Raw genomic sequence first — 12,594 nt, forward strand, 5'->3', positions numbered from 1 at the left:
GGAAGGCTTATCTCTATATCGAGGAATGAGATCGCTGTAGCCTCTGAGGGATATGCATATATACTTAACAAAGGCCTTATCTCCTATGTTAGACTCATAGGTTAACATTTATATAGCCTCAACCACTTAACCTTTTCCTGGGACATGCTTGCCACGGGTGCCTACTAAGCTAGTGACATGGGAGGAGATAGTTGAGTGGAGCAGGGGTCTCGCAAATATTATAAAGAGAAGCGGTTGGAGACCCGATGTAATAGTTGCTATTGCAAGGGGAGGCTATGTACCGGCTAGGCTTCTATGTGACTTCCTAGGTGTTGAGAACCTCCTCTCGATCCAGAGCCAGCACTGGACAGAAGCTGCCAAGGCTGAGGAGAAGGCAGTGCTTAGATTCCCATATATTGTGGATATGAGTGGGAAAAAAGTGTTGCTAGTAGATGACATAGTAGATACTGGTGACACTGTAATGCTTGCAGAGAAGTTTATAAGGGAGAACTGGAACCCATTGGAAGTCAAGATAGCGGTCCTCCAATGGATAAGCCCTATAGCTAAGATCAAGCCTGATTTCTACTATATAGAGGTGAAGGAGTGGGTGTGGTTCCAATATCCATGGACACGGCTTGAGGATGTTACATCCTTCATCAAAAGAATGATTCATGAGGAGGCTAAAAGCGGTAAATCAGTATGGACATTCGAGGATATAGTGAATAGCTTTAGAGAATGGTATGGTATAGATGTAGATAGATACTTCTATGAAGACGCCTTAGAAAATCTAGTGGAGAGGGGATTTCTAATCAGGAAAAACGGTCTCTATATATATAGGGGGAGTACATAGAATAGCTAAGTATTAAACCGCTCTATACTAAGTATTAATCGATATTTTAGAGGGAAAAGCTATATTCAATTAGGTGGTTATGTGGGAGAGGAGGCTATACCAGCAACCATCATAGAGAATACCGCATACAGGGGTTATAGGATTATAAAGCTCAAGCCCCAGAGGCAATTCATATTCTCTCCAGGACAAAATGCTGAATTCGAAATAAGCCAGAGTATATGCAGAGAATGTGGTTCTAAGACATTTTCAATAGCATCGAGCCCAACAGAGGGTTTCATAATGTTTGCAACCCTTGTAGAGGGTAGAGAGAGCCTTTATAAGAGGACATTAGAGAAGATGCGCCCTGGCGATGAAATCATTATCTGGGGACCCTACGGACATTTCACACTTGAGAAAGATGCTGGAGAGATAGTTATGATATTTCATAGCATAGGGGTTACCCCTATAAGATCTATGATCGTATATTCCTCAGAAACAGGATCCGATCTGAGGATCCTAGCTATCCATATTGATGAAAAGGGGGATTTCCTCTTTAGAGAGGATCTAGAGAACGCTACTAAGAGAAACAAGAATATAAGGGTTTTATGGAGGAGAGAGATGTTAAAGGCTTCGGAGATAAGTGAGCTGGTTAGAGATCTTGAGAAGCCTATATTCTATATATCGGGGCCTCCTCAGAGGGTTAGAGATATCATCTCTATATTGAGAAATGCTGGTGTAGAGCTCTCTAGAGAGAGGATTAAGGTGGAATCTTTCACTGGGTATTAGGAATCGTTGTGTAATAGCCTTATATAGCTTCAGGATCATGTGAGAAGCCATGGAGAAGATTAGTGAAAAGGGGAGGAGATGTAGTTGGGTAGATATATATAGATCTCTGGAATCTATAAGCACAGAAGATCTTATGAGAGAGCGTGGAGTAGCTGAAATAATAGCTTCTAAAAGATTATTGAAGATCACATCAGGAGATCTAATAATCTATCTCGTTGGTGTTGGTTCTCATATCCACATGGTCTTGCCGAGAATGTATTGCAGTTGCATCGATTTCTCGATAAATGTTGCTTCAAGATGTCTAAAGCCTTTTTGTGTTCACCTAGCAGCTGTAGAGCTTGCTGAGAGGAAGAAATTTTATAGAGAGATATATTTAAAAGGTGATGAGCTTTCAAAAATCATAGCATCTATCTTAGAGGGGGAGGTAAGCCCCTATATCTCTATTTAGATACCCTCTCAGAAATCCTTATCATTAGTAACACGGCTAGGCTTAGAAGGAATAGGGTTGCCGATGCTGGGAGAGCAGCTGCTAGCCCCTTCGATTCAAATAGATCCCATATTAGAACTGGGGCAGGCTTGACCCCTTGGAAAGGAGGTGTTAAGATGTAATACGCAACTATAGCTACGGAGCCGAACTCGCTTATAGATCTTGCAAGTGTTATGGCGAATGAATTCAATATAGATCTTAGGCTCATAGGGAGGACTATTAATAAGAATATCTTTACCCTGCTAATGCCTAGCGTTAATGCTGCTATCTCAGGCTGTGGATCCATAGATTTGAATCCACTAGCTAAGAACTTAACCATTATAGGGGTTGATACTATTAGAAGGGCAAGGATGAGGGCTAATAATGTATAGGATATATTCTCAACACCGAAGACCCTGAGCAATGGTGATAAGGGCCCTAAAGGCCCCATTAACACTAATATAGCTATCCCAACTAAGGGATGTGGCACCGATGTCGGAAGGTCTATAAGGGCTTCTACAAGATCAACACCTCGAAACCTATATCTCGCAAGATAATACGCAACAGGCGCTCCTATAACTAGTGCGATAGATGTTGCTATAACAGAGGCTATTATCGTTAGTGCTATCGATGATAGAACATCAGGTCCAAATGATCTAGAGGGGTTAGAGAAACCCCCAAAGGAACCCTCATAGCCTAGATATAATATGGGAAATGCCACTACAAATATAGTAATTATTATGAAGAACCAGAAGAAAAGTCTATATAACAAAATATTCACCCAAATAGATCTTTATCAGAGCCCCTTATCACAGGATTATCAATTGGTATAAGCCCGGCCCTCCTCATAATATCTCTACCCTTATCGGTTAGTAGATATGCTATAATTGATAATGCTGCCTCCCTATTCACAGCTGTCTTCGGTATCGTGACTACTATCTCTATAGGAGCGCCCCTTATCACGGCCCCAGTGCTTGTAGTGTAGTTAACCTTAGAATAGAAATCCCTTAGAGATAAATCTGATAGATCTAGCTGTTTGGGAAGCCTAGCATATTTAAGGTTATATAGAAGCGCCTCGTGTAGATATGTAAAGCTTATATCTATAGCACCTGTCTGTAGCTGAGCTACAAGGGCTGCAGCATCTCTTGTATACACAATCTTCCCAGCCTTCTGAAGCTCGTTGAACCTCGCCATATAGTATCCCTCATCACCCCAGAGCATGAGACCGGCTAATTTTAACATGATCAGGGTTCTATATCCCTGGGGCACATTATCGGGGTTTCCAAGACCTATTCTATAGTTGCCTGATAATACCTCATCGAAGAAGCTCTTAAGATCGTTTCTCTCAAGCATGTCTAATAGCTTTTTCACCTTACCCTCGCTAGCATTGCTGTATACAAACACCATGGAGGAGGTAGCAATAACTATATACCAGCTTGCTGTGCCATTGGGGATTAACACTTTCTCAACCACCTCTGAATCTATCGGTATAAATAGATCTGCTCTCTTACCAAGATCATTTATTTCCCTGGCAAGCTGAACAGATCCCTTAGCCTCATCATAGATAACATATCCAAGAGGGGCCATCACATCCTTTAGCATATCAACCATAGGCTTTAGAGTAGCTGCCTCTAACACATATACCTCTTTCTGCCTCTGCGCCGATGCCCCTTCAATGGTTTGAGTATAAGTTATCACCTTGGTATATACCGTAGTTACGTTTGACATAGAAGAACCCATTATACCTCCATGCTGACCTTGTCCAGGACTCTGGAATTGATATATATAGGGGGATATGATAACCCCTATGAAAAAGCTTAGAATAGCAACACCCAGTACTAATATGTAACTCTCTTTCATATATATCCCCGAGTCTCCTATGAAAAAGGGATATATATTTTCACATATTATTAATTAGGAGATGAATGTGAAGAACCTATCCCTAATAGGTATTGTTAAAAGATATAGCGGATTCATACTAAGAGTTGAGAGGCTAGATATAGAGGAGGCATCTGTAATCTGTATTAGAGGCCCTAACGGATCTGGAAAGACAACCCTTTTAAACATAATAGCAGGTGTTATCGAGCCTGATGAGGGTAGGATTATATTTAATGGTATAGATATAACTAGGACAGAGCCTGAGAAAAGAAGATTCCCACTTATAAGAGGGGAAAAAGATATATTCCCACATATGAGTGTTGCGAGAAACATCTCTATAGCTAGGAGGGTTGATAGGAAAGAGCTCGAAACGATCATGGAGATCCTTGGTATAGATGGTAGGATAGCTAGGAAAAGAGCTTCAGAGCTAAGCACTGGATGGAAAATCAGGGTGGCATTGGCGAGGGCTCTAGCATCAAACCCAAGTGTTATTCTAGTAGACGAGGGTTTTGATCACCTTGATAGCGAATATGTGAAATGCTGTTTAAAAAATATTGTTCGATATGCTAAAGAGAAAAAAATAACGATCCTAGCTGTTACACATAAGGATCTAGATATATGTGAGAAAACCATAATCATGAAAGAAGGCAATATAGATTCTATTATTGAAAAATATGCAGAGCAAAATATCTGATATTATTAGTTAAGAATTTTACACACCCTATGAGCAAAGCTAACCTTCCAGAATATATGATCTAACCTAGTATACAGAGGAATGAGAGAATAGTTTAAACCCCTACATAAAAATAATATATATGGCGGGGGTGCCCGAGCGGGTCAAAGGGGGCGGACTCAAGATCCGCTGGCGTAGGCCTGCGTGGGTTCAAATCCCACCCCCCGCACTACATAGCAGAATATGTAGCCGAGAACCTAATTAAAGATTTCTAAGGCTAAGCTAGAGCAAGAGTGTATAGAATAAAAATATATTAAGCCCAGAGAACCTAAGATCGCCGATATAAGCATGGCCCTCCACAGCTAATTATATTCTTCCTTAATATCTGGCATGCCCAAATTCACTGTAGTGTCATCTCATCTCCTCTCTACGGCTCTCTCTTGCTAGGGCTCTAGAAGCTAAAGTCTACAAGTACTCCTTGTTAGACAATCCTATAGATCTTAATAAACCTAATGCTATACTGTTATAGAAGTGTGTCTTTCGTGTAAAGCTGTGAATTTCCTACTTCTAATTCTATCTGTGATCAGAAGATACGTCTCCTTCCCAACCCTCTAGTGCAGGATTTCTGCTGGAGTCTCGAGGATCACCCCTTTGTAAGCGATACTCTACTAAGGATGGATTAGAAGATTAAAACCTAATCCCATCTTAAAAGGCGAGGGTTGATAATATGTTTATTGTAATTAATCGCTTTATATATTCTTTTCCACTAATTTATTATGGAGAAACCGTGGAAGGTATAGCTGATCTACCATTACACAGTGGTGCTGTTCCAGAGTGGCTATATAGATATATGGAGAGGCTTGGGAGAGCAATACTGAGGGTTTTGATCGAGGAATTCGGGGCTTCTGAGGTTGTAAGAAGATTCTCAGATCCTCTTTGGTTCCAGGCTTTTAATAATGTGATTGGAATGGATTGGGATAGCAGTGGATCTACAACTGTTGTGCTAAGGGTTTTGAAGAATGTGAGTTGGAGCGAGGATCTTGGTTTTCTTGTTATGGGCGGTAAAGGGGCGGAGTCGAGAAAGATCCCGGAGGAGAGTCCTGTCGCGGCGAAGAGATTAGGGTTGGGAGAGGAGTGGGGTAGAGAGATCCAGAGGATAAGCTATATAGGGGCTAAGGTGGATGGGGTTCTTCTACAGGATGGGCATAGCATCTATATCCATGGCATAATAGTCTCCTCAGATGGCTCTTGGACTATTATCCAGCAGGGGATGAATATCGATAGGGGCTATGCTAGGAGATACCATATATCTAGTGTATCATTTAAAAGCCTACCTCTAGATCCTCATGAGGGGGTTGCATCAAACGACATTCTAAAGCCTCTGAATCTCATGGATAGGGATTCCATGGAGACTATAAAGGCTATAGAGGATCTTGTATCCCAAGGGGCGTCAAAGATAATAAGGGATATAGCCCTTGTTGATGCATGTATAAGAGGTAGAAGGACTCTAATCGGAGACCCTTGTAAGGGTGTTAAAAGGGAGTTTTCCATAGGATATTATAAACCGGTGAGGATCGATAGATCTCTTATAAATACAATAAACAGGATCCAGTTGGAAGGGGCTAGAAAGATCATAGATCTCCTGGGGATTAGAGGTCTTGGACCAGAGACTATGAGAGCTCTAACACTAGTTGCAGACCTCATATATGGTTACACACCCTCTAATAAAGATGTGGTGAGCCACCCAATAGATCCTTTTAAATACTCATACGCCCACGGAGGAAAAGACGGTGTTCCATATAGAGTTAGAAGAGATCTTATTGAGAGAACAATAATAACCTTAGAAGAGGCTGTTGAAAGGGCTAAGCTAGGTGATAGGGAGAAGATAGAGAGTTTAAAGAGGATCTCCAGATTCTCATCTCTAGTCCTTGGCTATAAACCTTAAAACCATGCTTATTACATTCTATACAGCCTATATCTCTGGTGAGCTTTAATAGATATCTATATCGAAGCACTAGTGATCTTCGCAACAGGGTTCTTAGGAGGATTAATAGGAGCCCTAACAGGTCTTGGAGGGAGTGCGATTGCATCACCTATATTGGTTAACTATCTAGGAGTCCCTCTAAGGGTTGCTATAGGCTCAGGTATCATAGCAACGATAGCTAATAGCAGTACTAGTGGGGCTAGCTACCTAGCTAAAGGCCTAGCTAACCTAAGAGTCGGCTATTCCCTAGCTATAGCAACAATGCTGGGATCTATTATAGGTGTAACCATAAATCTATATGTTCCAACAAAAACCCTCTACATAATATTCGGGGTAGTATTGATGATAGCCCCCCTACCAGGCCTCTTCTCCAGAGGATCTGGTGGTGAGTTTGTGAAAAAATATAACGCCCAAGACCCAATATCAGCTAGGCTTGGACTTAGAGGAACATATTATGATGAGAGGAAAAGGGCTACAATAGAATACTACGGATCTAATTATATACTCTCATTCCTCTCAATGCTTGGCGCAGGAATAATATCGGGTATGCTTGGTATAGGAGCTGGGGCTTTCAAGGTCCTCTCAATGGACTATATATTGGGCCTGCCATTCAAGGTCTCAACCGCTACAAGCTCCTTCATGATAGGCCTTACAGCCACCTCAGGCGGGATACAATATATGGTGTTAGGATATACAGATCCCCTATTAGTAGCCCTTCTAGCTCCAGGGGTTATATTGGGATCATATGTATCGTCAAATATACTTAACAAGCTTACAAGCAGAGCCCTCAGGATCATATTTACAGCGGTTGTTTGGTTCCTAGGTATAAATATGATTAGCAGGGGGATCTAGAATATGAAGCAAAAACCCCTTGAGATGTTTGTGAACCTAATATTGAGATCCTCAGTTATACTCTCATTAATATTGATAGTAATAGGCCTTATAGCGCTCTTCATACGAGGATCAGCAGCAGAACCGGTAGGGGATAGTAGTGGGCTTAGATTTAGAGGTTTAAATATAGATAGAGCCTTCGAAAAAATAACATCTGGAGATCCTCTGGGGATATTATGGATAGCTATTGCATCGCTAATAGGGGGTGTGATAGCCTCCATAGCTGTGTCGGCATATAGAGCATATAGATTAGGGGATAAAGTCCTAGCAATTGTATCAATAATTTTAATTATAATAGTAATGCTCTCAGCAGCTATAGGCATCCTCTTTAGATCGCCGCACTAAAGCGATATCTTAAATAGTTAAAGATTTTAAAGGGGTTAGCTATGTTTTACCTCTTCTAGAAGATCTCATAGAGATAAACCCTGTCAAGGCTATTGAGATAGCTAGGATAATAGCTGTAGCTAGATGTAGATTTACGAAGAGTATCTGGGGAGATGTGTATATATGTAAGCCTAGAGAGACCTGGACTAGGGTTATCAATAGCGTTATAGCAGATGCTATTCTCAACCTAGTACTCCCTCTTTTAAAAGAATTATATGTTAGATAAGCCACCAATATGAGGCCTAGGATTCCTATAGATGCATGGATATCCCTTAGATAGTATAGCCTCTCAACATATAGTCCCAAGACGATCTGAAATACAACACCTATGCCTACTAACATACTCACTATCCCAACGACTCTCAAAGGGACACCATATTAAAGGATAAAAGCCCCTACATATATTATAAATATGGCGGGGCAGGATAGCGGGGTAGGGCAGCCAGGTAGCCCGCGGGGCTCATAACCCCGAGGTCGGTGGTTCAAATCCACCCCCCGCTACCAGATCCCCGCCACCAATTTTCTAACTATGTTTTTGGTTACTGATATATTGATGCCAAGAGCATTAATAATATTATTATAGGCTTTGCAGGATTAGTGGATTGGGTGGAATATACTGGGTAAGTGGGTGGTCACAGCCGCATGGCCATATATAAATAGCGTTCCCCATCTAGGCACGATATTACATCTACTCGGGGCAGATATAATGGCTAGGTTTCTAAGGATGTTAGGAGAGGATGTAATCTCTGTCTCGGGATCTGATGAACATGGCACACCCATAGAGGTTGAGGCTAGGAAGAAGAATATAGATCCGAGGAGGTTGACCGATGAAGCGCATAGCTATATAGTTAAGCTTTTAAGGAGGTGGAGAATAGAGCTTGACAATTATTCGAGAACAGAATCGGAGGTACACAAGCAATTTGTGAAGGAATTCATGTTGAGGCTTGAGAGTAAGGGCTATATATTTACGCAGAAGATGGTTCTTCCATATTGTGAGAGGGATAAGATCTTCCTCCCCGATAGATTCGTTGAAGGTAAATGCCCTAGATGCGGCTATCCCAATGCGAGGGGTGATCAGTGTGAGAACTGCGGATCTCTTTTAGACCCCCTAGATCTTATATCACCTAGGTGCGCGATCTGTGGCTCGAGGCCTGTCCTCAGAGAGACGATACATTGGTTTTTCGATCTTAAGAAGCTTGAAGAGCCTATTAGAAAATGGCTTGAGGGGAATAGAGGTCTCTGGGATAATGTTAGGAACTACTCGTTGAATTGGATCAAAGAAGGCCTTAAGCCAAGATCGATAACTAGGGATAATGAGTGGGGTATAGAAGCCCCTTTCAAAGGGGCTGAGAGGAAGACTATATATGTTTGGTTCGAAGCCCTTCTAGGCTATCTATCAGCATCTAAGGAGGTGCTTGAAAGAAGAGGGAGATCCTTTGAGGAGTTCTGGTATGATAGAAATACCAAGACCATATATTTCATTGGAAAAGACAACATACCATTCCATGCCGTGATTTTACCTGCGATGTTAATAGCTTCAGATGATAGATATCCATTGCCAGCTGTGATCTCATCGACGGAATATCTGCTCTATGAGGGTGAGAAGTTCAGCAAAAGCAGGAGGATAGGGCTTTGGGCTGATGAGGCTCTATATATATTAGAAGATCCTGATTACTGGAGATTCTCTCTAGTAAGGATGAGACCGGAGGAGAGGGATACCAATTTCAGCTGGAAGGAGTTTATAAGGATAGTTAACTCCGAGTTGAACGATGATATAGGGAACTTCATATATAGGGTTCTGAGCTTCATAGATAGATACTTCGAATCTAAAGTTCCAGAGCCAGGTGATTTCGATGATATAGATAGAGAGACGATCGATGGTGTTAAGGCTAATTACAATGGTTATATAGATAAGATGCTAGAGACAAGGATTAAACAGGCATCGGAGCATATATTAGAGATCGCGAGGATAGGTAATCAATATATAAATAGGAGAGCACCATGGGATGAGATTAAAAGGGATTATAGGAGAGCAGGAACAACTATGTATGTTGCAATAAATATCGTTGCTGTCCTAGCCCTCACCCTATATCCCATAACCCCTGGAGCTGCCCAGAAGATCTGGGCTATGATAGGCTTTGAAGAACCGATCGAGAGAGCTAGATATAGTAGGGATAATATATTTGTTGTCAACAGCGGCAGATCTATTGGGAGGCTTGAGGCTCCATTCAAGAAGCTGCCCCAGGACTTTCTATCTAGGATCGATGAGATAGTGGAGAATGCGAGAAAAAGGGCGCAGGAGGATAGGCCTTCATATCTTAGATTTTGATTACAAGGGCTTCTCAACAGAGATCTTTATTATACCGACCCCGATACTTTCAAGAGAGACACGATAGCCCAATCCCTCGAATAGACCTCTAACAAAGGTATATGTAAGCCTGGTTGTTAGTTCACTCTTACCAACCCCTACCAGCTTTATTTCCATTGAATTCTGTGAGTACTTCTCAACAGAGATCTCCCTTAATGCGAATACCTTCGAAGCCTTTGATACAGCGTCTATCAGAGATTCTATATCATCCTCATAATACCCCTTTATAATAGATGCTACCCTCTTACCCCAGCTCTCCATCTCACTATCTAGCTCCTTGATACACTGCTCACCACACATTGACGCCTTTCTAACGAGGCTCTCGAATAGCTCCATAGGAAGCACTATGGGATCTATAAACGAGGCTATCTTCATAACTGTTGTAAGCTTCTTCAGATCCCTTGGCATGAGCCCCATCTCAAGGAGATCTCCAGCAACACTGAGAGCCTCGGAGGAAAAGCTTGATAAAACAAGGTTAAATCTCCTTGCAAGCGCAGAGATCCTCTTAGCTATAGTATCATCCACAGCAACAGTGGTTCTAGGCATATACACCCCTATAAAATATTAGCAAGGATAATAATAAAATGTTATACTTTAGGCAGAAGGATAGCTACACCAACTTCTACTGCTTACTAACAATGTTTGGATTTACAACTGAAAGCCCCGCCCCTTGAGGGCGATGATGTTGTTAATGCCTATATGCTTGATGCAAGTACCATAGCTAGATGATGAGGCGATTAAGCATGACAACCAAGCCCCAGATGACTATAGATAGGGGCTAACAACCATAGCCCCAGCCTCCGAAAGGGGGATAGAGGTAATTGGCCGGAGACCGCCCGGGGCTAGGCCATGCGAGAGACCAGGGTGATCTACTATAGAATTGAAAGGGAGGAGGTCAGAGCCGAAGCCCTGATCTTAGCTGAAAGTATTATGCTCTATACCAGTTTCGAAGAATTTAGATATGGAAAGCCCGAAGGATATTATTTAGTTCCGAGGAGGTGCTAGAGGAAAACATATAACCCTAGCAAGGTTATGAAGATGAGGAGGGAGCGCTATTCTCCGGGGCACAGGATATAATAGGTTGGATTAAATCTATAGCTGAGAAATGGCAGTCTAGATGGGAGGCTGATGGTGTATACAATGCTGATCCATCTGATAAGAAGAAATTCTTCGTTACAGCCGCTTTCCCCTATCCCAATTCCCCAATACATATAGGGAATGCGAGATCCTATATCCTCGCAGATGTTATAGCAAGGCATAGAAGGACTAGGGGGGATAATGTCTTATATCCCATGGGCTTTCACTATACCGGGACACCTATACTAACTATGGCTGAATCAATAGAGGAGGGAGATCCCGAGCTATTAGATCTCTTTGTAAGCCTATATGGAGTTCCAAAAGATATAGCTGTGAGGCTTTCAAAACCCATAGACCTAGCCCTGTATTTCCATGGTGTTTCAAAGGATAGTATGAAGAAGCTGGGCCTTGGAATAGATTGGAGGAGGGAGTTCACAACAATAGATCCGTATTTCAGCAGCTTCATAAGATGGCAATTTGAAACACTTAGAGAAAGGAGATATCTGACAAGAGGAACCTATCCCGTTGGATGGTGTCCAAAGCATGGAATGCCTGTTGGGGGGCACGATACTAAGGATGATAAGGATCCCGAGGTAGGGGAGTTCACACTTATATTCTTCAAGGATCCAAGCGGTAGGATCTTCCCCGCAGCAACTCTAAGACCAGAAACGATATTTGGAGTCACTAACATCTGGATAAACCCTAAGGCTGAATATGTCGAGCTCGAGGTGAGAAGTGAGAGATGGATCGTGTCTAAGGAGAGCTATAGAAAGCTAGGGTTCCAGAGGAGAGATATAAAGCTCTTAAGATCCGTTGATCCTAAGGAGATCCTCTATAGCATCGTCGTGAATCCTGTAACAGGGGAGGAAATACCAGTGCTCCCCGCAGATTTCGTAGATCCTAAGACAGGTACTGGGGTGGTTATGAGTGTTCCAGCACATTCTCCAGATGACTATGCTGCCTATAGAGATATAATGAGATCGCCAGAGATCCCTGTAAAACCTCTCGAACCAAGAGCTATAATAAAGATCTCTGGGATCAAGGATCTCCCAGCTAAAGTATTTGTAGAGAAGCATGGGGCTAAGAGCCAGACCGATAGAGCAGCCCTTGAATCCGCTACGAAGGAGCTATATGCTCTCGAATACAGCTCTGGCGTTATGGACACAGGGCTTTCAAAGTATATTAGGGGTAGCGATAAACATATACTCTTAGGATTTGTAAGGGGATGGGTTGAAGGCAAGAGTGTACCAGAGGCTAGAGAGAATATAGCGAAGCTCTT

At 42.2% G+C, this 12,594-nt stretch carries 14 protein-coding genes and 2 tRNA genes; 12 read left to right on the top strand and 4 right to left on the bottom strand.

Annotated elements, in window-relative coordinates:
• Window positions 1–157: 157 nt before the first annotated feature.
• From QXE01_08620 to QXE01_08630, 3 genes are all read left to right on the top strand, one after another.
• Complete coding sequence (locus QXE01_08620; protein ID MEM4971300.1) at window positions 158–829, top strand: phosphoribosyltransferase; 672 nt, start codon at window positions 158–160, stop codon at window positions 827–829.
• Window positions 830–910: 81 nt separating this feature from the next.
• Window positions 911–1,594: an FAD-dependent oxidoreductase gene (locus QXE01_08625; GenBank protein ID MEM4971301.1), complete on the top strand. Its 684-nt coding sequence runs from the start codon at window positions 911–913 to the stop codon at window positions 1,592–1,594.
• A 49-nt stretch (window positions 1,595–1,643) separates the two neighbouring features.
• Window positions 1,644–2,042 (top strand): hypothetical protein, encoded by a 399-nt coding sequence (locus QXE01_08630; protein ID MEM4971302.1) that lies wholly within the window; start codon window positions 1,644–1,646, stop codon window positions 2,040–2,042.
• Here the strand turns inward: QXE01_08630 and QXE01_08635 are convergent.
• Together QXE01_08635 and QXE01_08640 are read right to left on the bottom strand one after the other, a co-directional pair.
• Complete coding sequence (locus QXE01_08635) at window positions 2,035–2,832, bottom strand: ABC transporter permease (protein MEM4971303.1); 798 nt, start codon at window positions 2,830–2,832, stop codon at window positions 2,035–2,037. The genes QXE01_08630 and QXE01_08635 overlap by 8 nt on opposite strands.
• A 5-nt stretch (window positions 2,833–2,837) precedes the next feature.
• Entirely contained in the window at window positions 2,838–3,920 is a 1,083-nt protein-coding gene (locus QXE01_08640; GenBank protein ID MEM4971304.1) for an extracellular solute-binding protein, read from the bottom strand.
• Window positions 3,921–3,987: 67 nt separating this feature from the next.
• Here QXE01_08640 and QXE01_08645 point away from each other — a divergent pair, with 67 nt between their 5' ends.
• From QXE01_08645 to QXE01_08665, 5 genes are all read left to right on the top strand, one after another.
• A complete protein-coding gene (locus QXE01_08645; protein MEM4971305.1) occupies window positions 3,988–4,632 on the top strand; it encodes an ATP-binding cassette domain-containing protein in 645 nt (214 codons plus the stop codon).
• Window positions 4,633–4,756: 124 nt separating this feature from the next.
• Window positions 4,757–4,840: transfer RNA gene (locus QXE01_08650), tRNA-Leu, on the top strand.
• Window positions 4,841–5,398: 558 nt separating this feature from the next.
• Entirely contained in the window at window positions 5,399–6,556 is a 1,158-nt protein-coding gene (locus tag QXE01_08655) for a DUF763 domain-containing protein (protein ID MEM4971306.1), read from the top strand.
• 72 nt (window positions 6,557–6,628) lie between these two features.
• Window positions 6,629–7,447, top strand: a complete 819-nt coding sequence (locus QXE01_08660; GenBank protein MEM4971307.1) for a sulfite exporter TauE/SafE family protein — start codon at window positions 6,629–6,631, stop codon at window positions 7,445–7,447.
• A gap of 3 nt (window positions 7,448–7,450) precedes the next feature.
• A complete protein-coding gene (locus QXE01_08665; protein MEM4971308.1) occupies window positions 7,451–7,831 on the top strand; it encodes a DUF1634 domain-containing protein in 381 nt (126 codons plus the stop codon).
• 39 nt (window positions 7,832–7,870) lie between these two features.
• Here the strand turns inward: QXE01_08665 and QXE01_08670 are convergent, their stop codons facing one another.
• Complete coding sequence (locus QXE01_08670) at window positions 7,871–8,236, bottom strand: hypothetical protein (protein ID MEM4971309.1); 366 nt, start codon at window positions 8,234–8,236, stop codon at window positions 7,871–7,873.
• Window positions 8,237–8,297: 61 nt separating this feature from the next.
• Here QXE01_08670 and QXE01_08675 point away from each other — a divergent pair.
• Window positions 8,298–8,374 (top strand) — tRNA-Met (locus QXE01_08675).
• 112 nt (window positions 8,375–8,486) lie between these two features.
• Window positions 8,487–10,199 (top strand): methionine--tRNA ligase, encoded by a 1,713-nt coding sequence (gene metG, locus QXE01_08680; GenBank protein ID MEM4971310.1) that lies wholly within the window; start codon window positions 8,487–8,489, stop codon window positions 10,197–10,199.
• Here metG and QXE01_08685 read toward each other — a convergent pair whose 3' ends face one another.
• Window positions 10,200–10,784: a hypothetical protein gene (locus QXE01_08685; protein MEM4971311.1), complete on the bottom strand. Its 585-nt coding sequence runs from the start codon at window positions 10,782–10,784 to the stop codon at window positions 10,200–10,202.
• A gap of 318 nt (window positions 10,785–11,102) precedes the next feature.
• Between QXE01_08685 and QXE01_08690 the strand changes: the two genes are divergently transcribed.
• Together QXE01_08690 and QXE01_08695 are read left to right on the top strand one after the other, a co-directional pair.
• Complete coding sequence (locus QXE01_08690; GenBank protein ID MEM4971312.1) at window positions 11,103–11,243, top strand: hypothetical protein; 141 nt, start codon at window positions 11,103–11,105, stop codon at window positions 11,241–11,243.
• 89 nt (window positions 11,244–11,332) lie between these two features.
• Window positions 11,333–12,594 (top strand): class I tRNA ligase family protein (locus tag QXE01_08695; protein ID MEM4971313.1); only part of this gene is annotated, 1,262 nt, incomplete at its 3' end.

The sequence above is a fragment of the Sulfolobales archaeon genome (assembly GCA_038897115.1).
Classification (GTDB): Archaea; Thermoproteota; Thermoprotei_A; order Sulfolobales; family AG1; genus AG1.

What these genes read in the sequence shown, in the direction of transcription:
- QXE01_08630 (MEM4971302.1), top strand. Translation starts at nt 1,644, where the DNA reads ATGGAGAAGATTAGTGAAAAGGGGAGGAGATGTAGTTGGGTAGATATA.
- QXE01_08640 (MEM4971304.1), bottom strand. Translation starts at nt 3,920, where the DNA reads ATGAAAGAGAGTTACATATTAGTACTGGGTGTTGCTATTCTAAGCTTT.
- QXE01_08665 (MEM4971308.1), top strand. Translation starts at nt 7,451, where the DNA reads ATGAAGCAAAAACCCCTTGAGATGTTTGTGAACCTAATATTGAGATCC.
- QXE01_08685 (MEM4971311.1), bottom strand. Translation starts at nt 10,784, where the DNA reads ATGCCTAGAACCACTGTTGCTGTGGATGATACTATAGCTAAGAGGATC.